At 42.1% G+C, this 23427-nt stretch carries 18 protein-coding genes; 16 read left to right on the plus strand and 2 right to left on the minus strand.

The window, feature by feature from the left end:
• The first annotated feature begins 203 nt into the window (after positions 1 to 203).
• From focA to Q7674_RS18345, 11 genes are all read left to right on the plus strand, one after another.
• Positions 204 to 1070: a formate transporter FocA gene (gene focA / locus Q7674_RS18295; RefSeq protein WP_008987711.1), complete on the plus strand. Its 867-nt coding sequence runs from the start codon at positions 204 to 206 to the stop codon at positions 1068 to 1070.
• Positions 1071 to 1127: 57 nt separating this feature from the next.
• A complete protein-coding gene (gene pflB / locus Q7674_RS18300; protein ID WP_023931448.1) occupies positions 1128 to 3401 on the plus strand; it encodes a formate C-acetyltransferase in 2274 nt (757 codons plus the stop codon).
• A gap of 311 nt (positions 3402 to 3712) precedes the next feature.
• Positions 3713 to 4453: a pyruvate formate lyase 1-activating protein gene (gene pflA, locus Q7674_RS18305; RefSeq protein WP_045063643.1), complete on the plus strand. Its 741-nt coding sequence runs from the start codon at positions 3713 to 3715 to the stop codon at positions 4451 to 4453.
• 707 nt (positions 4454 to 5160) lie between these two features.
• Complete coding sequence (locus tag Q7674_RS18310) at positions 5161 to 6915, plus strand: formate--tetrahydrofolate ligase (protein ID WP_305423052.1); 1755 nt, start codon at positions 5161 to 5163, stop codon at positions 6913 to 6915.
• Positions 6916 to 7209: 294 nt separating this feature from the next.
• On the plus strand, positions 7210 to 7716 hold the full coding sequence (locus tag Q7674_RS18315) for a YfbU family protein (protein WP_008987715.1): 507 nt from the start codon (positions 7210 to 7212) through the stop codon (positions 7714 to 7716).
• A 256-nt stretch (positions 7717 to 7972) separates the two neighbouring features.
• The gene (locus Q7674_RS18320; RefSeq protein ID WP_045063640.1) at positions 7973 to 9226 is read left to right on the plus strand and encodes an ABC transporter substrate-binding protein; all 1254 of its coding nucleotides are present in this window, start codon (positions 7973 to 7975) and stop codon (positions 9224 to 9226) included.
• On the plus strand, positions 9223 to 11610 hold the full coding sequence (locus tag Q7674_RS18325) for a sensor histidine kinase (RefSeq protein WP_008987717.1): 2388 nt from the start codon (positions 9223 to 9225) through the stop codon (positions 11608 to 11610). Before Q7674_RS18320 ends, Q7674_RS18325 begins: the two co-directional genes overlap by 4 nt.
• Positions 11600 to 12874 carry a sigma-54-dependent transcriptional regulator gene (locus tag Q7674_RS18330; RefSeq protein ID WP_045063638.1) on the plus strand — a complete coding sequence of 425 codons (1275 nt, stop codon included), beginning with the start codon at positions 11600 to 11602 and terminating at the stop codon, positions 12872 to 12874. Before Q7674_RS18325 ends, Q7674_RS18330 begins: the two co-directional genes overlap by 11 nt.
• A gap of 136 nt (positions 12875 to 13010) precedes the next feature.
• Positions 13011 to 13841 carry a 23S rRNA (guanine(745)-N(1))-methyltransferase gene (rlmA, locus tag Q7674_RS18335; protein ID WP_023931439.1) on the plus strand — a complete coding sequence of 277 codons (831 nt, stop codon included), beginning with the start codon at positions 13011 to 13013 and terminating at the stop codon, positions 13839 to 13841.
• Positions 13842 to 13976: 135 nt separating this feature from the next.
• Positions 13977 to 14933, plus strand: a complete 957-nt coding sequence (locus tag Q7674_RS18340) for a ChaN family lipoprotein (RefSeq protein WP_305423055.1) — start codon at positions 13977 to 13979, stop codon at positions 14931 to 14933.
• Positions 14934 to 15375: 442 nt separating this feature from the next.
• Complete coding sequence (locus Q7674_RS18345) at positions 15376 to 15684, plus strand: DUF6172 family protein (protein ID WP_008987721.1); 309 nt, start codon at positions 15376 to 15378, stop codon at positions 15682 to 15684.
• Positions 15685 to 15864: 180 nt separating this feature from the next.
• On the opposite strand, the gene yfbV is transcribed toward Q7674_RS18345, so the two are convergent.
• Positions 15865 to 16314, minus strand: coding sequence for a terminus macrodomain insulation protein YfbV (yfbV, locus tag Q7674_RS18350; RefSeq protein WP_023931437.1), 450 nt, complete (start codon positions 16312 to 16314; stop codon positions 15865 to 15867).
• A 333-nt stretch (positions 16315 to 16647) separates the two neighbouring features.
• Here yfbV and Q7674_RS18355 point away from each other — a divergent pair, with 333 nt between their 5' ends.
• The 4 genes from Q7674_RS18355 to Q7674_RS18370 all read left to right on the plus strand — a co-directional run bounded on the left by Q7674_RS18355 (position 16648) and on the right by Q7674_RS18370 (position 21380).
• Entirely contained in the window at positions 16648 to 17844 is a 1197-nt protein-coding gene (locus Q7674_RS18355; RefSeq protein ID WP_008987724.1) for an acetate kinase, read from the plus strand.
• Between the two features lie 157 nt (positions 17845 to 18001).
• Positions 18002 to 20149 carry a phosphate acetyltransferase gene (gene pta, locus Q7674_RS18360; protein WP_023931436.1) on the plus strand — a complete coding sequence of 716 codons (2148 nt, stop codon included), beginning with the start codon at positions 18002 to 18004 and terminating at the stop codon, positions 20147 to 20149.
• A 155-nt stretch (positions 20150 to 20304) separates the two neighbouring features.
• Positions 20305 to 21069 carry a sulfite exporter TauE/SafE family protein gene (locus tag Q7674_RS18365; RefSeq protein WP_045063634.1) on the plus strand — a complete coding sequence of 255 codons (765 nt, stop codon included), beginning with the start codon at positions 20305 to 20307 and terminating at the stop codon, positions 21067 to 21069.
• 23 nt (positions 21070 to 21092) lie between these two features.
• Entirely contained in the window at positions 21093 to 21380 is a 288-nt protein-coding gene (locus Q7674_RS18370) for an Rdx family protein (protein ID WP_008987727.1), read from the plus strand.
• Positions 21381 to 21600: 220 nt separating this feature from the next.
• Here Q7674_RS18370 and yfcE read toward each other — a convergent pair whose 3' ends face one another.
• Positions 21601 to 22146: a phosphodiesterase gene (gene yfcE, locus Q7674_RS18375; RefSeq protein ID WP_045063711.1), complete on the minus strand. Its 546-nt coding sequence runs from the start codon at positions 22144 to 22146 to the stop codon at positions 21601 to 21603.
• Between the two features lie 258 nt (positions 22147 to 22404).
• Here yfcE and Q7674_RS18380 point away from each other — a divergent pair, with 258 nt between their 5' ends.
• Positions 22405 to 23307, plus strand: a complete 903-nt coding sequence (locus Q7674_RS18380) for a TIGR01777 family oxidoreductase (RefSeq protein WP_045063633.1) — start codon at positions 22405 to 22407, stop codon at positions 23305 to 23307.
• Positions 23308 to 23427: the final 120 nt, after the last annotated feature.

Here is a 23427-nt window from a genome sequence, read left to right on the forward strand (position 1 = left end):
TTAAAATTTTTTTTAGTTTTATCAAAAAAATTATATTGTTATTTTTCAATAAGTTAAAAAGTTTAACTATGTCATAATTTGACTGATTTTGTTATAAATTTTCACCGCAATGATCTAGGTCAAATTTGTGTTTCATCAGTTTTGGTATTATCAACTCAGCGAATTTAATCTCACTTTCACTCACACAAAGAGCACCTGAGAAAATGGAAAACAATCCTTTCGACTCATTGATGCCACCAGCAATGGCACATAAAGCTGAAGAAGTTGGCGTATACAAAGCAACAAAGCACCCGCTACAATCTTTCTTCTTAGCGATCACCGCTGGTGTATTTATCTCTATCGCGTTCGTGTTCTACACAACCGTAACAACAGGTGCGGGTACTATGCCTTGGGGCATGGCAAAATTTGTAGGCGCATTAGCGTTTAGTCTTGGCTTAATCTTAGTAGTTATTTGCGGCGGCGAGCTTTTTACCTCTTCTGTTCTCACCACTGTTGCTCGCGCAAGTAATCGTATTACTACTGGTCAATTATTGCGTAACTGGGTTGTTGTCTATATTGGTAACTTCATCGGTGCATCATTCTTTGTAGTATGTATTTGGATTGCAAAACAACACCTTGGCGATAATGGCCAATGGGGTATTACGGCAATGAAAATCGCTCAGCACAAACTGCACCATACTTTCGGTCAAGCAGTTGTACTGGGTATGCTATGTAACTTAATGGTATGTTTAGCAACATGGATGACATTCTCTTGCCGTAGTGCAACAGATAAAATCATGGTAATGCTACTACCTGTTGCGATGTTCGTTGCATGTGGTTTTGAGCACAGCATTGCAAACATGTTTATGATCCCTATGGGTATCGTAATCCACAACTTTGCATCGCCAGAATTTTGGGCTATGACGGGTGTTAACCCTTCACAGTTCGCAGATTTAACTGTAAATCATTTTGTTATGAACAACTTAATTCCAGTCACTATTGGTAACATCATTGGTGGTGGTTTCTTAGTTGGTCTAACGTACTGGGTTATTCATCGTCGCCCTGAACTTAAAGGCAATAGCCATCACTAAGTTCAAACGTCGATAACACTTATTTTTTTCTACTGAATAGTAATAGGTAGGTATACAATGGCAGAGCAATTTACTGCATGGGAAGGCTTCACCGCTGGTGATTGGCAGAACGAAGTAAACGTTCGTGACTTTATCCAAAAGAACTACACTCCTTACGAGGGTGACGGCTCTTTCCTAGAAACAGAAGCAACTCCAGCTACAGCGAAACTATGGGACGCTGTAATGGAAGGTATCAAGCAGGAAAACGCAACTCACGCACCTGTTGATTTCGATACTGACGTTGTATCTACTATCACTGCACACGATGCAGGTTACATCGAAAAAGAACTTGAAACTATCGTAGGTCTTCAAACTGACGCGCCTCTTAAGCGTGCTTTGATCCCTAACGGTGGTATCCGTATGATCGAAGGTTCTTGTAAAGTATACGGTCGTGAACTAGACCCAACTATCAAGAAAATCTACTCAGAGCTTCGTAAGACTCACAACCAAGGCGTTTTCGATATCTACACTAAAGATATCCTTAACTGTCGTAAGTCTGGCGTTCTAACTGGTCTTCCAGATGCTTACGGCCGTGGTCGTATCATCGGTGACTACCGTCGCGTAGCGCTATACGGTATTGATTACCTAATGAAAGACAAGCTAGCTCAATTCAACTCTCTACAAGAGCGTTTTGAGAAAGGCGAAGATCTACAGATGACTATGCAACTTCGTGAAGAAATTTGCGAACAGCACCGTGCTCTAGGTCAAATCAAAGAGATGGCTGCTAAATATGGTTGTGATATCTCTGGTCCTGCAACAACTGCACAAGAAGCAATTCAGTGGACTTACTTCGGCTACCTAGCTGCTGTTAAGTCTCAAAACGGTGCTGCAATGTCTCTAGGTCGTACTTCGACTTTCCTAGACATCTTCGTTGAGCGTGATATCGCTGCTGGTAAGATCACTGAAGCTCAAGCTCAAGAAATGATCGACCACTTCGTAATGAAGCTACGTATGGTTCGTTTCCTACGTACTCCTGAGTACGATGAGCTATTCTCTGGCGACCCAATCTGGGCAACAGAATCAATGGGTGGTATGGGTCTTGACGGTCGTACACTAGTTACACGTACTAACTTCCGTTTCCTAAACAGCCTATACACTATGGGTCCTTCTCCAGAGCCAAACATCACTGTTCTTTGGTCTGAGCAACTACCTGTAGGCTTCAAGAAGTTCTGTGCGAAGGTATCTATCGATACTTCTTCTATCCAGTACGAAAACGACGACCTAATGCGTCCAGACATGAACTCTGACGACTACGCAATCGCATGTTGTGTATCGCCAATGGTTGTTGGTAAGCAAATGCAGTTCTTCGGTGCTCGTGCTAACCTTGCTAAGACTATGCTTTACGCAATCAACGGTGGTGTTGATGAGAAGCTTAAGATGCAAGTTGGTCCTAAGACTGATCCAGTAACTGCTGAAGTTCTTGACTACACAGACGTGATGGATCGCCTAGATCACTTCATGGACTGGTTAGCAACTCAGTACGTGACTGCACTAAACGCAATCCACTACTCTCACGACAAGTACAGCTACGAAGCATCGCTAATGGCTCTACATGACCGTGACGTTAAGCGTACAATGGCTTGTGGTATCGCTGGTCTTTCTGTTGCTGCTGACTCACTATCAGCAATCAAATACGCAACTGTTAAACCAATCCGTGATGAAGACGGTATTGCAATCGACTTCGAAATCGAAGGCGACTACCCTAAATTCGGTAACAACGATGCTCGCGTAGATGACATCGCTTGTGACCTAGTTGAGCGCTTCATGAACAAGATCCGTACTCACAAGATGTACCGTGATGCGATCCCAACTCAGTCTATCCTAACTATCACATCTAACGTTGTGTACGGTAAGAAGACTGGTAACACGCCAGACGGTCGTCGTGCAGGTGCTCCTTTCGCACCAGGTGCTAACCCAATGCACGGTCGTGATGAGAAAGGTGCTGTAGCATCTCTAACATCTGTAGGTAAACTACCATTTGCTCACGCTAAAGATGGTATTTCTTACACATTCTCTATCGTACCGAACGCACTAGGTAAAGATCTTGATACTCAAGAAACTAACCTAGCTGGCCTAATGGATGGTTACTTCCACCACGAAGCTGGTATCGAGGGTGGTCAACACCTAAACGTTAACGTTCTAAACCGCGAAACTCTTGAAGACGCAGTTAAGAACCCAGAGAAATACCCACAGCTAACTATCCGTGTATCGGGTTACGCAGTGCGTTTCAACTCTCTAACACCAGAACAGCAACGTGACGTTATCTCTCGTACTTTCACTGCATCTCTATAATTTAGAGCTTACAGTTTAGTATGTAGAAAGCGTGCTTTCTGATAAAAACCGGTCTTAATGGTAGGTTTTTTTATATCTGTTGTTTACGTTATTCCCGTTCCTTTCTTCACTTCTTGGCGTTTTGATTTACCACTAAACGTTTTCACTACTAGTCATAAAATAACAATGTAAAACTGCCGTTAAAATGTAGAAATTCACGATAAATATTGGCAAATACCCCTGATTTTCATCCTGATATTTCGCTACAATAGACCTGTAGTTTGTAATAAAATAACAACTAAATAGAACGCAGCACGCGGAGAAAGTAAGCAATGTCAGCAACAGGTCGTATTCACTCATTTGAGTCTTGTGGAACCGTCGATGGACCGGGTATCCGCTTTATTGTTTTTCTACAAGGCTGCTTAATGCGCTGTCAGTACTGTCACAACCGCGATACATGGGATACACATGGTGGTCGTGAAGCTACGGTTGATGAACTAATGCATGAAGCGAAATCATACCGTCACTTCATGAATTCTTCAGGCGGTGGTGTGACTGCATCAGGTGGTGAGGCAATGCTTCAACCTGAATTTGTACGTGACTTTTTCCGTGCCGCACAAGCTGAAGGTATCCATACTTGTCTTGATACTAACGGTTATATTCGTAAGCACACTGATGTGATTGACGAAGTATTAAATGCGACCGATCTGGTAATGCTTGATCTTAAGCAAATGGACGACAGCATTCACCAAAACCTCGTTGGTGTGCCAAACAAGCGTGTACTTGATTTCGCACGTTACCTACATCAACGCGGTCAAAAAACCTGGATCCGTTATGTTGTTGTACCGGGCTACACCGATGATGAGCGCTCTGCTCATCTACTGGGTGAGTTCATTAAAGATATGGACAACATTGAGAAGGTCGAGCTGCTACCATACCACCAGCTAGGTGAGCACAAATGGGAAGCAATGGGCTTTGATTACCCACTAAAGGGTGTTAATCCACCGAAGAAAGAAACCATGGAAACGATCAAAGAGATCCTTTCTAGCTATGGTAAAAAAGTGATGTACTAACCCTACTGGTATATCACTATATTGATATCAAAAAAGCGAGCCTAAGTGCTCGCTTTTTATTTGTGTCTAAAGAGATAAATAAAAAGAGCGATACACTCATACCTGCAGTATAAATATATCGCTCTTTTCTTTTTAATATCAGTTAAATAGCAAGCAAAAAGCCTGTATTAACGAGACAGTGGTAACACAACCAATAAAAATGAAACAAATAGCAGCATGATGCCAAAAGAAATTGGGGCGGTGTGTTTTAATGTCGTAATTGGCTCTTTCATTGATAGCTTCCTTTAAAACCGTTTTAATTATTTTTGATATAAATCAAATTATCCCTAAACTTTAAAGGTTATTGGCTAAGAAACCCACAACCAATAATGAAAGCAGAGTTTTCATTATTTGGTAATTTCATAAATTTGCTTTCATTTAGCCCGTCGATATACTTCATCGCTCTGTTAACCAAGTTGATAACATCATCATTCTTCTACTACTTAGCCCTATTAACGAATAATTACCTAGTACACATCACATCATTTCCAAACATAGCCATTAAGATTTATATCGATAAAATAAGGTTTATCCATGATAAAATTGTGATATAAACGCAGTGCAAACGTTTGCGTGACTAATAAAGCAATAAAATTTAGCATCTATAGCCACTCATAGAGCACTCACGCAACCAGCATATTGTTTCTACTGTGAGGAAATAAGCCTATATGAAAAGCGACATCGATATTTGCCGCGACACTCGACTTACGCCCATTGAACACATCGCTGAACAAGCAGGTATTCAACAGCAAGAGCTCACTCCGCAAGGAACATTAAAAGCCAAAGTTAAACCTGCAATTCTAAAAAGACTGGCAGAAAAAGCGGAAGGTAAATTAGTTGTCGTTACCGCTATTACGCCGACTCCTCTTGGTGAAGGCAAAACAGTGACCACCATTGGCTTAGCACAAGGCTTAGCGAAGATTAATCGCTCAGTCATGGCATGTATCCGACAACCATCAATGGGCCCTGTCTTTGGGGTAAAAGGCGGCGCTGCTGGCGGTGGTTATAGCCAAGTTGCACCAATGGAAAAACTCAACCTACACTTAACAGGTGATATTCATGCGGTAACGGCTGCACATAACCTTGCAGCTGCAGCTTTAGATGCCCGTTTGTACCATGAGTCACGTTTAGGTTATGACGAATTCACCGCCAAAACAGGCTTACCAGCTCTTCGTATTGATATAAATAATATCTGCTGGAAACGCGTGATGGATCATAACGATCGCGCATTACGCATGATCACTATTGGTCAAAACGAGCCAGGTAAAACCATTAACGGTTTAGAACGTCATGATGGCTTTGATATCACTGCAGCTTCTGAGTTGATGGCCATTCTCGCGCTTGCTGATAATTTACATGATATGCGCCAACGCATTGGTCATATCGTGGTGGCTTATGATCTCGATGGAAAACCCGTAACCACTGAAGATCTAAAAGTCGCTGGTGCAATGGCTGTTACCATGTGTGAAGCCATTGAACCAACACTAATGCAAACATTAGAAGGTGTGCCAACACTTATCCATGCTGGCCCTTTTGCTAACATTGCACACGGTAATTCTTCGATCATCGCAGATAAGATCGCATTAAAACTGAGTGATTTTGTTGTCACTGAAGGCGGGTTTGGCTCTGATATGGGGTTTGAAAAAGCTTGTAATATTAAAGCGCAGCAAGCCAATCGTGGCCCTGATTGTGCAGTGGTGGTTGCTACACTACGTGGTCTAAAGGCCAACTCGGGGCTTTATGATTTACGTCCAGGTCAAGCACTGCCTGCTGCTATCTTTGACGAAGATAACGCAGCCCTTATTGCGGGTTTTGACAATCTAAAATGGCATATTAATAATGCTGCACATTATGGTGTGCCTGTTGTAGTAGCGATTAATCGTTTCCCACAAGACACCGATGCAGAGCTTGAGTTACTGCAAACTATGATCAATAACGCTGCCTTTACCACTCATGTTGATGTTGCGATCAGCGAAGCCTTTGGCAAAGGTGGTGAAGGTGCTATCGCACTGGCTGAGTGCGTAGTGAAAGCTTGTCAGCATCAAGCGAACTTCACGCCTCTATATCAACTTAGCCAGCCGCTAGAAGAAAAAATCATGACTGTTGCTGAAGCAGGTTATGGAGCAAGTCATGTAGAGCTATCACCACTCGCCCAACAACAACTCGCGCAATTTAAAGCTCAAGGTTACGATGATCTTGCTATCTGTATGGCGAAAACACCGCTTTCTATCTCGACCGATCCGAGTATAAAAGGCGCACCAACAGGTTTCACGGTTCCTATTCGTGAACTAAAACTTTGCGCGAGCGCAGGCTTTATTTATGCGCTATGCGGCAATGTAATGACAATGCCAGGTTTACCTGAAAAACCTGCATTTATGAGCTTAGATATCGATGAAAGCGGCAATATTATCGGTCTAAGTTAACCTTCTTTTCCCCTTTATTGAGAAATACTTTAAAGGGGAATCTGCTCTCTATTTCCGCTTTGTCCCTCTTCACACTGATGTAACCATTTGTATCTTTAATACTATTTGTATAACAACAAGGTTAATACTTATTAGCGGTGTTCATTTAAATCAATACCTTACAAATTAAAAGGGTATTATTTCAATAACATAAAGTAACAAAAAAAGATGCCTAATCGGGGTCAGATCAATTTATTTTATACCTAACCTGCTACTCTCATTGGCAGAAGATAAATATCTATGAGGCCACCTTAAATGGAAATGACAAACGCTCAACGTTTAATTCTATCTAACCAATACTACTTAATGTCTAAATTGACACCTGAGAACGCAGAGAAATACCGTCGCCTTCAAACCATCGTTGAACGTGGTTACGGTCTACAAATGCGTGAACTAGATAAAGACTTTGGCGATTTACCTGAGCAAGATTGTCGTGAAGTGATCGACTTCATGGAAATGTACCATGCCCTGCAAGAGTCGTTTAACCTTGAAGATTGCCGTTGTGATGGCGCAAAAGATATCGATCAACGTCGCTTACAGTTCCTAGGTTTTGATGCTGCAACTGAAGCACAGCTAGTTAACTACGTTCGCTTCCTTGTTGATGAAGAAGGGCTATACCCTCAATTTGAGAAAAACGAGCACCGCTTTAATAGCCATGTGCCTATGCTAGAAAAATACCAGCGTATGTTAAAAGTATGGCGTAACTGTCCTCGTCAATACCACCTATCATGCAATGAAATCCAACAGATCCTATCTGCATAATAAACGCTGTATTATTCAATACCTAAAAAGCCGAGTTAGTGACTCGGCTTTTTGTTTTTACATTTATACCTAAGTCACTTGGGTATAGGTGCGACAAAACACCCATAACAAATCGTTAACCATTATTTTTTTGTGAGATTGTCCATAGTTTATTATTGATATAAAGCATCCTTGCCAACCTAATGGTATAGCTACAGACATAATATTAAAAATCTACAAATATTCAGTCTTGATACGCTAGGGATCACTAACCACAATGCTCCACATCTTTATCTTGCTACTACTCTTAGTCGCAACGCCAGTTATCGCACAACCAACCCAAAACCTAGTCATTCTGACAACATTTTCAGAAACAGGATTACGTCCGATACTTGACGCATTTAAAGAAAAGCACCCGCAAAGTGAGGTCCAAGTGATCCAACGTCGTGAGGCTTCAGGGCTGCGTTTACTCAGTCAGAAAAAGCATGATATTGATATCATCATTTCATCGTCACCGACTTTTTTTCAGCCACTGATCAAAACCCAAAAGTTATTGCCTTTTGGTAAAGCAAAAGCTCGACAAAACCAGCAACAGCTGTCTGAAGATATTATCTCTTTTGGTCATACTGGCTTTGGTTTGCTATGGAATCAGCATTATTTAGCAAAAAACAATCTCCCAATCCCGACAAATTGGTCTGATCTCGCTCAACCTGATTATTTCCACCATATCAGCATTAGTAGCCCTTATCGTTCTAATACCACTCACTTAATGATTGAAAGCATCCTACAAGAATACGGTTGGGAGAATGGATGGCGTTTGCTTTACCAAATGGGCGGCAACCTCGCCTCGGTAGAAACCAATGCCTTTGCTTTAAGTGAAGCGATCTCACGTGGCTTAATCGGCGTTGGCCCTGTAATTGATAGCTATGCTCGTCATTATAAAGAGCAATTTTCTTATATTGATTTTAGCTATCAACCTAAAAGTCCGTTATTACCAAACTATGTAGCGATAGTGAAAAACAACTACCAATCACGCTTTGCAGAAGATTTTGTGAATTTATTGCTAGCTCAGGAATGTGATAATCAAACCGCTACTTATGAACACTTAATCCACCCAAAACAGATCAAACACGATGACTTTATTGAGAAAACATTCAATCGAAAATCATTGGACTATCACGTTATTCAACAACGCTCGGGGCTAGTAAAACACCTGTTTGAACAGACAATTAGTAACCAGTTACCTAAGCTTAATCAAGCATGGCAACTGCTCCATTCGATTGAAAAAGCATCACTGAAATTAACCGAAAAACAACAGCAAGATTTTACTCTAGCGAAACAACTAGCATCAACATCACCCGTTAACATAGATGATATGCAAGATAAGGTATATCATGAGTTATCTCTATTCCGAGACAACCCACAAGTACATAATTACCGACAGCAATGGCGGATAAAAATGGCGATGCAATTAGAGCAAGCCATTGCATTAAGCCAGACGATTATTAACGGGAATCCAGCATTGCAATGATCCGCTACATCAACAAAAAGACAATTGGTAGTCGCCTTATTATGGCGATTATTCTAATGGCATTTCTCACCATTTCAGTTAGCGTAATCGCGGTTTTAAACTGGGAAAAACTCAGCACACAAATCGAAACCATTACCCATAACAACATGCCTATTGTGCAGGCAAGCTACCAGTTAGAGCGTAATACTGCTGAGCTACAAGCAACGCTCAATTTACTGGGGCAAAACACTAACCCACTCAAACATGAAACAATAAAAAATAAGCTTAATTCCACACTTACCAAAATCAGTACCGCCATCGACAAGATTTCTAAACTGCACTATTACCCCGCCATTAAATCGGGGCAGCAAACGTTGGTGCAGCAAATTGATAACTATACGAAGTTGCTAAAAAAGCGAAATAGTGATCTGTTTGCTCTTTCGCAAACGGAAAATAAACTGAAATGGCTGCATAGCGATTTGCTTGAAGAGCTGATCCCTCTACGTCAAGAAGTGGAATGGAAACTCAATAATATGAACCGTCATGGAGAAAAGAAAAATGCGGTTCAGCTTGATGTTGTTAACGATATCATGAATGAATTTTCTCTGATCCAAGCCATTACGGTAAAAGAGAATGAGCTACACCAATTGATTGGTGAAATTATTCAACAACGCCACCAGCGAGACCTTAGTAATGCGTTTAATTTTCTTGGTCATAAGGCCGCCGAAATAGAAGTGCTCAGCCAGCAGCTCAGTAACTACCCTTCATCAATGACGTTTAGTAAGTTACTGGATAAATTTATAGATATGACCAAACCAGGTGGTCAGCTAGAGCTGCAATTAAAACGTGATGTTATTTTAAGCCTACAAATCAATCGAGCACGCGTCGATATCAAGCAACGCCTTTCGCAGCAAGAAAACATGATCCAGACATTGGTAGATCATGCCGATCGGGCGCTAAATAACTTAAATAGCGATACTCGACAAGCAATCACTGTCAGTAACTTTATGTTATTTGGCGTACTTTTTATTACCATCGTTCTGACTATTTTCCTTTCAATATATCTAGTTGGTAACGGCATCGTTAACCGACTTAACTTACTGAGCAAAGATCTCTATTCAGTGGCTAAAGGCAATTTTAACGACGCCAATATCGCCACTACAGGTGAAGATGAGATTGGTATTTTAGGTGATAATCTGCGTGATTTTTGCCGTCAGATGCAAGATATTCAAGCCTCAAATGCGCTGAACCTGATCAACAATACGCAAGTGAGTATCATCACCTGTAACATGCATGGTGCAGTGGAGTCTGTGAACTTGCAGGCACTAAAGCAATTTAACTTTGATAGCATTAGCCAACATCAAACGTTGTGGAATTTATTTGATAGCCCTATCTCTGATCGGTTAAAACTGCTGTTTAAACAAAACAGCCTACTTCGCAAATTAGGGGCCTATAAACTCACAGTGACTCATACCACTGATCAGCAGCACTTATTTTACCTTCGATTAGATTTCCGCATCTTTAAACAAGGTAATCAAGATAAGGTGATCATTACTATCACCGATATCACTGATCAGGAAAAAACCACCCGTTGGCTCGAAAATAAAGTCTCGGAAAAAACCCAATCGCTAACCCTTCGAAATCAGCAATTAAAAGCAGAAATCGAAGATCGTAAACGCATTGAAGGTGATTTAATTGCCACTCAAGATGAACTGATCCAAGCTGCGAAAATGGCAACCGTTGGTCAAACAATGACATCACTTGCGCACGAGCTGAATCAGCCATTATCTGCGATCTCAACGCGTCTATTTAGTGCCAAATTAGCGATAGAACATCAAAAATATGAAAAATTGCCGGATAATTTGGGAAAGATAGAAGATTTAGTGTCACGAATGAGTAAACTGATCAGCAGTCTTCGTAGTTTTGCCAAAAAACAATCAGCAACAAATCCATTGACCCGTGTTGATATTCAAGATTCAATAAAACAAGCCATACTCATTGTTGAGAGCCGTGCAAAAGTACAACAAACAACAATAGCCAGTACCATTAGTACTCCTATCTACGCCCTAGCCGATCAGGTCCAACTTGAACAAGTTTTAGTCAATTTATTGGTCAATAGCTGTGATGCTGTTGCAAGTTGTAAACAGCGACAAATAACCATTATGCGACTTGATAGCCCTAAAGATAGAATAAGGATCGCGGTATTAGATAGTGGTCATGGCTTTAGTAATGACATTATTGATAAATTATTCGTACCTTTTACCACCACCAAAGATGTCGGACTCGGATTAGGCCTCAGCATCTGTAGTTCAATCATGACAAGGTTAAAAGGTAACATCTTCCTCGCTTCTGGTCTCACAGGTGGAGCGATGGTTGTTTTGGAGTTAAAGAAAGATGATGAGTGATAATACTAATGTGCTGATTGTCGATGACGATCAAGATGTACTAGATGCCTACCAAGAGTTATTAGAGCTTGCAGGTTATAACGTTCAAACCGTCACTGACTCAACTCAAGTGATCGCCATGCTTGATTATCACTGGACTGGCGTCATTGTCACTGATATGTACATGCCCGGTCTTAACGGCATGGAATTACTAGAAAAGATCCAGCATTTCGACAACGACATTCCCGTGATTATCGTTACAGGTCATGGTGATATTCCAATGGCTGTTGATGCTCTGAAAAAAGGCGCTATCGATTTTTTACAAAAGCCATTACAGCCCAATGATCTGATCCAATTGCTAGAAAAGCATCTGCCGCTGCGTAAACAGATCATTGAGCAACGCAAAACCTTGCAAAGCACAGCTACTGAACTGTTACTAGGTGATAGTCCGTTAATCGTTAAAGTGCGTGAGCAATTAAAGCAAGTCGCGAACTCAACCAAAGACGTATTAATCGAAGGTGAAAATGGCACAGGTCGTCACACCATTGCTAAAATTCTGCATAAGAACAGCCCATTGCATCAAGGGCCGATGGTAGAAATTGATGGTTCGGCAATCACTTGTACACCCGATCTTCAACGTAGCATGATCTCTGCGCGTACTGGTTGTTTATGTTTAAGCAACCCACACATCATGCCAAAAGAAAGCCAGCAGTGGTTATGTCGTTTCTTATTAGAGCAAGAGCGCCAAGGCAAGAAAGAAGTACGTTTATTAGCACTGTTTGAAGGTTCACCAGAGCCTTTCGTTGAAAGTGAGCAATTCTTACCTGAGCTATTCTACTTCCTAAGCCAAGTACGTTTTAGCTTACCGACATTGCGTCAGCGCAGCAGTGACATTACTAGTATCTTTAAGCACTACTTAAAACAAAGCTGTAAGAAACTAAACAAGTCAGTACCAACTATTGATAAGGCTTACATTAATACCCTATGTCGTTATGAATGGCCGGGGAACGTGTTAGAGCTAAAGAACGTCGCTGAACTGTATGCGATTGGCATCGTAAAATTGGCAGGACAAGAGCGTTCAAAACCAATTGAGCAAATGAGTAGCCCACTCGACGATCTTGTGGATGGTTACGAAAAGCAAGTCATCGAAGATGCATTATACCTGTTTGCAGGACGCATTAATGAAGTGTCATCGTACTTGCAGATCCCACGTAAAAAACTGTATTTACGTATGAAAAAGCATGGCTTAGACAAAGCAGAATATAAAGTTAGACCAAGCCACTAACACTGATTCTACGCTTAAAATCCTGCTGCAAAAGCCTTCAACACTGAAGGCTTTTTTATTTGCACCAAAATCCGTTAGCGACAACAGACAATAACCATTACACTAAGCGGCTGTTTTTCAGCTTTGGTTTATTCTTATGTCCTATCAATGTCCCCTATGCCATGCGTCACTGGTTTTAAATACGCAAGGCGAGCAACCGAAAACTTACCGTTGTTGTAACAACCACCAATTTGATCTGGCAAAAGAAGGCTATGTAAACCTAATGCCTGCTCACCACAAAAGCTCGAAAAATCCTGGTGATAATAAAGAGATGATGCAAGCGCGTCGTTTATTCCTAAATACCGACCATTATCAGCCTCTACGTGATGCTGTGATGGCGCAACTTCGCGCTCAATTGCCACAAGATGCAACCCAGCTGCTTGATATTGGTTGTGGTGAAGGCTACTACACCTCCGAGTTTGTCCAACTACGCCAACAATTTCCTGCGCTTGCCGTTCATGGGTTGGACATTTCAAAAGTAGCGGTAAAGTATGCGGCCAAACGCTACCCTGAATGTGATTTTTGTGTTGCTTCAAGTCACCGCTTACCTTTTGCTGATGAGTTTTTTGATGGCATCGTGCGTATCTACGCGCCTTGTAAAGGTGAAGAATTAGAACGCGCAATCAAGCCCGGCGGCATCTTAGTAGCAGTAACACCTGCACCTCGTCATTTATACCAATTAAAAGAGCTGATTTACGATGGTGTACGTCTACACGATGTGCCTGTTGAAACGATCCCAGGTTTTGAATTGATTGCAGATGAGCAACTGCATTACGAGATGTCATTAAGTGGCGAAGAAGCGACAGCATTAATGCAAATGACGCCGTTTGCGTGGAAAACATCAGAACAAATATGGCAACAACTCGGTGAAGCGAAAGATTTCTTCTGCGAAGCAGATTTCGCAATTCGTGTTTACCGTCGCCAATAATCGACATTACGTCTCAGCACCTTAAATGCGAGTTATTATCAGTATCAATTGCTAGTAACTCGCATTAACTATATTATTCATTACTGCGTTTTATTTCCTACTCTTAAAATAAGTTCATATTTAGGGATATCAGTAATGAATAAATGGCTCGCGCTAAGTCTTAGCCTTGCAACAGTATTAACAAGCTGTGCTTCTTCAAATCAATCTCCTGCACCTGTTTCCAACCCAAGTACCTTTTACGATTACACTATTACCTCTGCACAAGGAAACACATTAAGAGTTAACCAATTAGCCTTAGCACTTAAAGACGCCGATATTATTTTGGTTGGCGAATGGCACAGTCACCCTGCTGCTCACCTATTACAGAGCCAATTGTTTGCAGCCTTGTATCAACAAAACCCCAATATGGCGCTTTCGATGGAGCAATTCACCCGCGATAAACAAACTATTGTCGATCAATATCTTGCAGGTGAAATTGGCGAGCGAACACTTGTATCTGAAGGTAATGCATGGACAAACTACGACAGTGATTACCGCCCGTTAGTTGAATTTGCTAAACAAAATAAATTAGATGTAATTGCCGCTAATGCGCCCAAAAGTATCGTGCGCTGTATTAGCAAACAAGGGGCAGGCTATCTCAATAAATTACCGACATCAGAACGTTTGTGGGTAGCACAATCGCTCACGCTCAATAAAGATGCCTATCAGGCTAAATTTTTAAACTCGATGCATCATGGTAGTGAAGAGCAAAACCTGCGTATGTTTGCCGCTCAAACCGCATGGGACGATACGATGGCAGAAAGTATGGTCGACTATTTAAAGAGCCATCCAAACAAGCAAATTATTCATGTTGCTGGTCGTTTTCATACCATGGAAGGACTCGGCACTGCATCTCGGATCAAAGCACGTAACCCTAACTTAAGCGTCGCATTGGTTACCCCTATCACCGCTAAAGAAAAGTTAGCCGATAATGCTCAAGATTACCGCGTTACCATGGCACCACTACCTGTACGTTATGTACAAAAAGAGAACCAAAGTAAAGCGATGAAAAAAATGATGATGAGAAATAAAGAATTAAAGTGCTATGAATAGATGATGGGAAGGTAATTTTACATAGCCCAGATAGAGCAGAACCCCATCGGCGGCCAAGCAGTTGGGGTTCTTTGGGAGATAACAGCTATATCTCTTAGTAGCCATATTATAGTGCCATAACTACCTTTCTGATTCCTGAACAGTATACTGATAAGTCACTGTTTGGATTATCAGAAAAAATGACAACATAGATTGCACTTATATTACAAAAACAGCGTAGATACTAATTACTCTCTATGTATTTTATATGACAGCCTTGTAGCAATTTGGTTGCATTTAATTGCCATTTTTTTAGATTTTTTTTCGTATGCCATAAATTCATAGGTGATAAACCCACTTTCCCCATGTTAAATATTATCTCTTAACATCGCTACCCAGCTCAAATTCGAGTAAAATAGTTCCAGCTCTCCCTGTTTTGAGCTTATAGAGAACTAGGAAAATCATGAAAAAAACATTTGCTTTAACCCACCCTAAAAAAGCTGTTCCTCGCGTTGTTGAAGCGGTTAAGTACGAAGTGAAGAAATACTTACGTCGTGAGCGCAACAAAACACTGCCTGCAGGCGCTGATTTCTGGGACTTTGATTGTAAGTTTGGTCATACCGAGCAAGAAGCAAAAGTTATTCATGTTAAAGAAATCAACAAGTGCATTGATGAAGCAGAGAAACTAGCGCTTCCTTCACTGTACCTAGAAATTTTGGCGAAGCCTGCAACACGCGCACCTCGCCCTGTTCGTGATTTCGATGACGAATAATCAATCTATCTGTTAAGGTTCACGCCTTACAAAAAGAGTCACAATGTGGCTCTTTTTTATTATCTGTAAAATGGTGATAGTAGCAGCGGTTAATATGATAACCATACAAAAAAAGCAGCGTCATATGAGGCTGCTTTTCTCTTAATTCACCATAAATATTCAACGCAGGAATAACGTGATTTAAAACCAGCGATCAAGTGAGTTGCGATCGAGCTGTTTAAAAGCACGGCTTAACACTTCGGCTAACTCTTGATAACGCGGCTGCGCCTTTTTCGGCTGCATCGCATACCCTTCACTGACTATCTTTTGGTGAATTTCGCTATACCATTTCGCAAGCGATGGTGGGAGTACGGTTTGGCTTCGTTTACCTAACCACCATAAGCCTTGTAACGGCATAGATAATGCCAATAATGCAACGGCAACTGCCTGTGGCATCGCACCATAGTTGTTGAAAACCATTTGAGTCAAAATACTGATTGCAGCTACGGCTGGCATCACTTTGGTCGCGAACTTTGTCGCCTTGATATAGCGGTGCTCAGGAAAAACGGCTGCCAACTCTTTACGCATTGGCCATGTGCTCATGTAATGCTGACCGTCCTGGAAACTTTTCCACATTGTTTGTTGAGTCATAATGCACCATTTATCAAAAAAAATTACAATTCTTCAACTTTTTAAGCAATAAACTTGATTAAAATTAAATTTATCTAAAAATGTTTTTGTTATATTGCTTAACAATCGCTATCCTAAGCGCGCTTAAATCTAATTGTTGCTGTTAATAGTATTAACTGCAAGTTAAGCACCCTCAAGGATGAACCAGAATTGCAGGCAACTCAATTCAAATACTCAAGAATGAGCGCGAATTTCACCCTGATTAGACTGATGATTTAAAGATCGTCTATTCTATGGGTACTTTTTTATTCAAACATGAATATCAACTTTCAGACAGATTATAGGTAGTCACTCATGTCTAAGCTGGTTTTAGTTTTAAACTGCGGTAGTTCATCTCTTAAGTTCGCAATCATCGATCCTGTATCAGGTGACGAACACCTTTCAGGTCTAGCAGAATGTCTAGGTCTTCCTGAAGCACGCATCAAGTGGAAACTTGATGGCAAGCACGAAGCACAACTAGGTGAAGGCGCTGCTCACGAAGAAGCTCTAGCATTCATGGTTGATACTATCCTTGCTTCTAAGCCAGAACTTAAAGAGAACCTAGGCGCTATCGGTCACCGTATCGTACACGGTGGCGAGCAGTTCTCTGCTTCAGCTCTAATCGACGATGTTGTTCTTCAAGGTATCGTAGATGCGTCTGACTTCGCACCTCTACACAACCCAGCACACGTTATCGGTATCGAAGCTGCTAAGCACAACTTCCCAGGTCTTAAGAACGTTGCTGTATTCGACACTGCTTTCCACCAGACAATGCCTGAAGAAGCATTCCTATACGCAATCCCTTACAACCTATACAAAGAGAACGGTATCCGTCGTTACGGCGCACACGGTACTTCTCACCGTTTCATCGCACGTGAAACTGCGAACCTTCTAGACAAGCCTCTTGATGAACTAAACATCATCAACTGTCACCTAGGTAACGGCGCATCTGTATGTGCAATCAAAGGCGGTAAGTCTGTAGATATCTCTATGGGTCTAACTCCTCTTGAAGGTCTAGTAATGGGTACACGTTGTGGTGACCTTGACCCAGCAGTTATGTTCCACCTACACGATCGTCTAGGTATGAGCGTTGCTGACATCAACACTATGTTCACTAAAGAGTCTGGCCTACTAGGTCTTACTGGTGTGACTTCTGACTGTCGTTTCGTTGAAGAAAACTACGGTACTAAAGAAGAAGCTACTCGTGCAATGAACGTATTCTGTCACCGTCTTGCTAAGTACGTAGCTAGCTACGCAGCAACAATGGACGGTCGTCTAGACGCTATCGTATTCACTGGTGGTATCGGTGAAAACTCTGCACCTATCCGTGAAGAAGTTCTTAAGCGTCTATCTATCTTCGGTATCGAAGTAGACAGCGAAGCAAACCTTAAAGCACGCTTCGGCGGCGAAGGTGTTATCACTTCTGCAAACAGCCGCATCCCTGCAATGGTTGTTTCTACTAATGAAGAACTAGTAATCGCAGAAGATACAGCTCAACTAGCTGAAATCTAATCTCACGATTATCTTAACGGCTGGCTTTGAGTCAGCCGTTTTTTCATGACCTCCCGTCATGTTCTCATGTGGTGCTGTTCTATACTTATTCCCATTGTTTAAAAGTGAATTGTTATTGAACAGTGCTGTATCCATTCAATAGTTAGAGGAATTTATAGTGTCCCGTACTATTATGCTTGTTCCAGTTGGTGCTGGCGTAGGTCTAACAAGTGTTAGCCTTGGTGTACTTCGTGCAATGGAACGCAAAGGCGTTCGCGTTTCTTTCTTCAAGCCTATCGCTCAGCCTCGTAAAGGTGGCGATCAGCCTGATTTAACGACGACTATCATTCGTGCAAACAGTGACATGCAAATCGCAGAGTCATTCTCAATGGCGAATGCAGAAGAGTTAATCCGTAACGACAAAACTGACGTTCTTCTAGAAGACATCGTTGCACGTTTCAAAGAATCTACAGCGAACTCTGAAGTAACGCTGATCGAAGGTCTAGTTGCTACTCGTAAGCACCCATTTGCAAATCAAATCAACTTTGAAATTGCAAAAACGCTAGATGCTGAAATCGTATTCGTTGTTTCTCCTGGCACTGATAACCCAGCTCAACTTAAAGAGCGTATCGAAGTAGCATGTTCTAACTTCGGTGGTATCAAGAACAAGCAAATCTCTGGTGTTATCGTTAACAAACTTAACGCACCAGTTGATGCAGAAGGTCGTACTCGTCCTGACCTTTCTGAGATCTTCGACGACGCTGAAGGTACTGTTCCTTCAAACGTTGAAATCATGCAAGTGTTCAACTCAAGCCCAGTACGCGTACTAGGTTGTGCTCCATGGAGCGCAGAGCTTATCGCAACACGTGCAACTGATATCGCACAACACCTAAACGCTGAAATCATCAACGCTGGTGACATCGAAACTCGTCGTATTAAGAGCATCACTTTCTGTGCACGTTCTATCCCTAATATGGTTGAGCACTTCCGTCCAGGTTCACTACTAGTAACTTCAGCTGACCGTCCAGACGTAATCGTTGCAGCATGTCTTGCAGCAATGAACGGCGTTGAGCTAGGTGCACTACTTCTAACAGGTGGTTACGACCTACCAAAACCTGTTATGGATCTATGTGAGCGCGCATTCGCAACAGGTCTACCTGTAATGACTGCACAAGGTAACACTTGGCAGACTTCTCTAAATCTACAGAGCTTCACACTAGAAGTACCTGCAGACGATAAAGAGCGTGTAGAGCTAGTTAACGAGTACATGGCAAGCCACATCGATGGTAACTGGATTGAATCTCTAACTGAAGGTTCAACTCGTGAGCGTCGTTTAAGCCCACCAGCATTCCGTTACCAGCTAACTGAGCTTGCTCGTAAAGCGGCTAAGCGTATCGTTCTTCCTGAAGGTGACGAGCCACGTACAGTTAAAGCTGCGGCTATCTGTGCTGAGCGCGGTATCGCGGAATGTGTGCTTCTAGGTAACCCAGAAGAAATCCGTCGTGTTGCTGAGCAACAAGGCGTTACTCTAGGTGCTGGCGTAACTATCATCAACTCTGATGAAGTTCGTGAAAACTACGTTGCTCGTCTAGTTGAGCTACGTGGCGCGAAAGGCATGACTGACGTTGTTGCTCGTGAGAAGCTACAAGATTCAGTATTCCTAGGCACAATGATGCTTGAGAACGACGAGGTTGACGGTCTAGTGTCTGGTGCAGTTCACACAACTGCGAACACTATCGTTCCTCCGTTCCAAATCATCAAGACTGCACCAGATGCATCTATCGTATCTTCTGTATTCTTCATGCTACTACCTGACCAAGTATTGGTTTACGGTGACTGTGCGATCAACCCAGATCCAACAGCTGAGCAACTTGCTGAAATCGCTATCCAATCTGCAGATTCTGCAAAAGCATTCGGTATCGACCCTCGCGTTGCTATGATCTCTTACTCTACTGGTGAATCTGGTAAGGGTGCAGACGTAGATAAAGTACGTGAAGCAACGAAGATCGCTCAAGAGAAGCGTCCTGATCTAGTGATCGACGGTCCTCTACAGTACGATGCTGCAATCATGGAAAACGTAGCTGCTTCTAAAGCACCTAACTCTCCAGTAGCAGGTAAAGCAACTGTATTTGTATTCCCAGACCTAAACACTGGTAACACAACGTACAAAGCGGTACAGCGTTCTGCAGATCTAGTATCTATCGGTCCAATGCTTCAAGGTATGCGTAAGCCAGTTAACGACCTTTCTCGTGGTGCGTTAGTTGACGATATCGTGTACACAGTTGCACTAACTGCAATCCAAGCAGAGCAAGCTGCAGCTAAATAAGTTTTAAGACTTATTTAACCGACAGATAAAACGCCTCTATACATGCTTTCAATTTTTATTGATAAAGCGTATAGGGGCGTTTTTTATTACTGGCAACCAGAGATATTACCCTTTATGCTGACAAGCTCATTAAAGGTTAAGGATGACCTGTTAGCATGGATTTACTCAACTCAATCGGGCTATTTGTTGGCTCGCTGATCTCAAATACCCTCGCATCACTCTCAGGTGGTGGCGCAGGCTTAATACAATTTCCGCTACTGATTTTTCTTGGCTTACCTTTTGGTATCGCCCTAGCAACCCACAAAGTCGCAAGTGTGGCATTAGGCGTTGGCGCAGCACTTAAACATTTACGACAAGGCACATTATCTTGGGGATTTACCCTCTACATTATTTTGACAGGTGCAATTGGCGTGATCCTTGGTGCACACCTGATCCTCTCTTTTCCTGAAAATATCGCAGAGGCCGCATTAGGTATCTTAATCATTAGCCTTGGTATTTATTCGCTGATGAAAAAAGAGCTAGGACAAAACGAAAACAGCATAAACCGTGATACCAAAGGCATGATCATCGGTGGTCTAGGCTTAGCCACTATAGGGATATTAAATGGCTCATTAACCGCAGGAACAGGACTATTTGTCACCCTGTTTTTAGTACGTTGGTTTGGCTTTAACTACAAACAAGCAGTCGCACTTACACTCGTTAGCGTAGGACTATTTTGGAATGGCATTGGCGCTGTCGCTATTTACCAAGCTGGCGCACCAATTTACTGGCCTTGGATCCCCGTACTTTTACTTGGCTCACTCTTAGGGGGTTACTTAGGCGCTCACCTAGCTCATCAAAAAAGTAATCAACTTATCAAACGTTGTTTTGAAGCCCTCACCTTCATTATTGGCTTCAAATTACTTTACTCATTATTTTAATCCACGCTATTTAAGGAGTTTGCATGGATAAAGCAATCATTGATATCTACTACTGTCGTCAATGTAATTGGATGCTACGCTCAACATGGATGACTCAAGAACTACTGCATACCTTCAGTGAAGAAATCCAAACCATCAGCCTTCACCCTGACACAGGTGGACGTTTTGAAATTCATTGTAATGGTCAGCTAATTTGGGAACGTAAAGCCGATGGTGGCTTTCCAGATGCGAAACAGCTAAAGCAACGCATTCGTGACGTTATCGACCCAGAGCGCGATTTAGGCCACGTTGATCGCCATAGCAAACCATAATCGATAATACCTATACAGACAACTTGGAAATAGCTCACTATTCCGCTTCGTTGCCTTCCTTGAATTCAACTCAGTGACATCGCTCTGAATCAGGCATCTTGAAGTCGCTTGGGTATAGCTCTAAATACAATAACGCCCTGAATGTGCTTTCTCTATTAAGTGGCTTTGCGCTTAAAACCAAAGAGACGCATTCAGGGCGTTACTTTTATCTCGTTGCGAATTAGATCTGGGTTTGAACCAGTACTTCACTGTCAAAGCTGATCACAGATAGCTGATTGCCATCTAATAGGCCGTAACTTGCAGGTAAGCCATTACGAGGAATCGCAACAGAGCCTGGATTAAACACAAACAGTTCGTCTTGTGCTTCAGCCACAGGAATATGTGTATGACCCGATACAATCACATCACCAGCACGTAAACGAGGATGCTTATTGGCGTTGTATAAGTGACCATGTGTTAAAAACAGACGTTGACCTGTTGGCAATAACACAAGGTTGTAGTCCGCCATAATTGGGAACTCTAGTAGCATTTGGTCAACTTCGCTGTCGCAGTTACCACGAACAGCAGTAATGCGATCGCCATAGCGATTTAACAGCTCAGATACCTTGATAGGATCGTAGCCTTCTGGCAATGGGTTACGTGGGCCATGATTTAAAATATCACCCAATAGAATTAAGTGCTCTGCACCGCTTTGTTCAAAAGCAGCAATCATCTTTTCAGCACTCGCAAACGAGCCATGAATATCAGAGGCAAAAAATAATTTCATCATCAAAAACCAGTCATTAATACAGGTTCGAAGTCTACTCTCTGTATCATCAAATTACTATGTTATCGATATGATACATCACCCACCTTTGCAACCATATGCACACTAACACATTAAAAACCGTGACCACACTCCTGCGTCACAATATTAATAAGAGCATTTTTAGCGATCAGTTATACTGATAATTCAACTTATATATACTATAAATAAGCGACACATCAGAATGTTAAGATGACAAACAGAAAACGGAAGATAACGATGAAGATTTTAATGACAGGTGCAACAGGCTTTATAGGACGAGCTCTTCTTCCTCATTTTAATCACGATCATGTTACGGTACTAACCCGCAACCCTACCCGTGCTTATCATCTGCTTGGTCATCATATTAATGCGGTAGACAGCCTAGAGAGCTTCGACAACTTTGATGAATTTGACGCCATCATTAACCTTGCTGGCGAACCTATCATGAACAAGCGTTGGAGCGAAAAACAAAAGCAGAAGATCTGCCAAAGTCGTTGGGATATTACCAAGCAGTTAGTTGATAAAATCAATGCCAGCACTAACCCACCGCATACCTTTATTAGCGGTTCAGCCGTGGGGATTTATGGTGATAATCAAGATAAGACTATTGATGAATCTACGCCGCTTGATATTAACGATAACGACTTTGCCCAGAACGTCTGTCACCGCTGGGAGCAAATTGCCCTTGAAGCCCAATCAGAACAAACCCGTGTATGCCTTATCCGCACAGGTATCGTACTTGGCAAACAAGGCGGCGCATTAGCACGTATGTTACTGCCTTATCAATGGGGGTTAGGCGGTAAAATTGGCGATGGTAAACAATACTTCCCGTGGATCCACATGCAAGACATGATCAAAGGCATCATCTTCTTGCTCAACCACCCAGAAGCGCAAGGCGTGTTTAACTTTACAGCACCTACTCCAGTGACCAATAGCGTCTTTAGCCAAACCTTGGCAGCAACCCTAAAACGTCCACACTTTTTATTTACTCCAGCATGGGTATTAAAGCTCGGGCTTGGGGAATCAGCGCAGCTATTGCTTGATAGCCAACGAGCATTGCCGAATAAATTAGAGCAAGAAGGGTTTAACTTTAGCTTCCCTTATATTGAACAAGCATTAAAGCAGACGTTGTGTGATTGAGGGCAACAAAAACAGGGCTGAAACGCCCTGTTTTTGATATCAAAATTTATCGTTTTATTTCTGCTTCGAGCTGCTTTTCAATCACGTCATATTCTTGCTTTGTCGGTGCAGTCCATTCTT

The organism is Photobacterium leiognathi (assembly GCF_030685535.1).
Classification (GTDB): Bacteria; Pseudomonadota; Gammaproteobacteria; order Enterobacterales; family Vibrionaceae; genus Photobacterium; species Photobacterium leiognathi.

Coding starts and splice junctions, on each gene's coding strand:
- focA (WP_008987711.1), top strand. CDS start 204: ATGGAAAACAATCCTTTCGACTCATTGATGCCACCAGCAATGGCACAT.
- pflB (WP_023931448.1), top strand. CDS start 1,128: ATGGCAGAGCAATTTACTGCATGGGAAGGCTTCACCGCTGGTGATTGG.
- pflA (WP_045063643.1), top strand. CDS start 3,713: ATGTCAGCAACAGGTCGTATTCACTCATTTGAGTCTTGTGGAACCGTC.
- Q7674_RS18310 (WP_305423052.1), top strand. CDS start 5,161: ATGAAAAGCGACATCGATATTTGCCGCGACACTCGACTTACGCCCATT.
- Q7674_RS18315 (WP_008987715.1), top strand. CDS start 7,210: ATGGAAATGACAAACGCTCAACGTTTAATTCTATCTAACCAATACTAC.
- Q7674_RS18320 (WP_045063640.1), top strand. CDS start 7,973: ATGCTCCACATCTTTATCTTGCTACTACTCTTAGTCGCAACGCCAGTT.
- Q7674_RS18325 (WP_008987717.1), top strand. CDS start 9,223: ATGATCCGCTACATCAACAAAAAGACAATTGGTAGTCGCCTTATTATG.
- Q7674_RS18330 (WP_045063638.1), top strand. CDS start 11,600: ATGATGAGTGATAATACTAATGTGCTGATTGTCGATGACGATCAAGAT.
- rlmA (WP_023931439.1), top strand. CDS start 13,011: ATGTCCTATCAATGTCCCCTATGCCATGCGTCACTGGTTTTAAATACG.
- Q7674_RS18340 (WP_305423055.1), top strand. CDS start 13,977: ATGAATAAATGGCTCGCGCTAAGTCTTAGCCTTGCAACAGTATTAACA.
- Q7674_RS18345 (WP_008987721.1), top strand. CDS start 15,376: ATGAAAAAAACATTTGCTTTAACCCACCCTAAAAAAGCTGTTCCTCGC.
- yfbV (WP_023931437.1), bottom strand. CDS start 16,314: ATGACTCAACAAACAATGTGGAAAAGTTTCCAGGACGGTCAGCATTAC.
- Q7674_RS18355 (WP_008987724.1), top strand. CDS start 16,648: ATGTCTAAGCTGGTTTTAGTTTTAAACTGCGGTAGTTCATCTCTTAAG.
- Q7674_RS18365 (WP_045063634.1), top strand. CDS start 20,305: ATGGATTTACTCAACTCAATCGGGCTATTTGTTGGCTCGCTGATCTCA.
- Q7674_RS18370 (WP_008987727.1), top strand. CDS start 21,093: ATGGATAAAGCAATCATTGATATCTACTACTGTCGTCAATGTAATTGG.
- yfcE (WP_045063711.1), bottom strand. CDS start 22,146: ATGAAATTATTTTTTGCCTCTGATATTCATGGCTCGTTTGCGAGTGCT.
- Q7674_RS18380 (WP_045063633.1), top strand. CDS start 22,405: ATGAAGATTTTAATGACAGGTGCAACAGGCTTTATAGGACGAGCTCTT.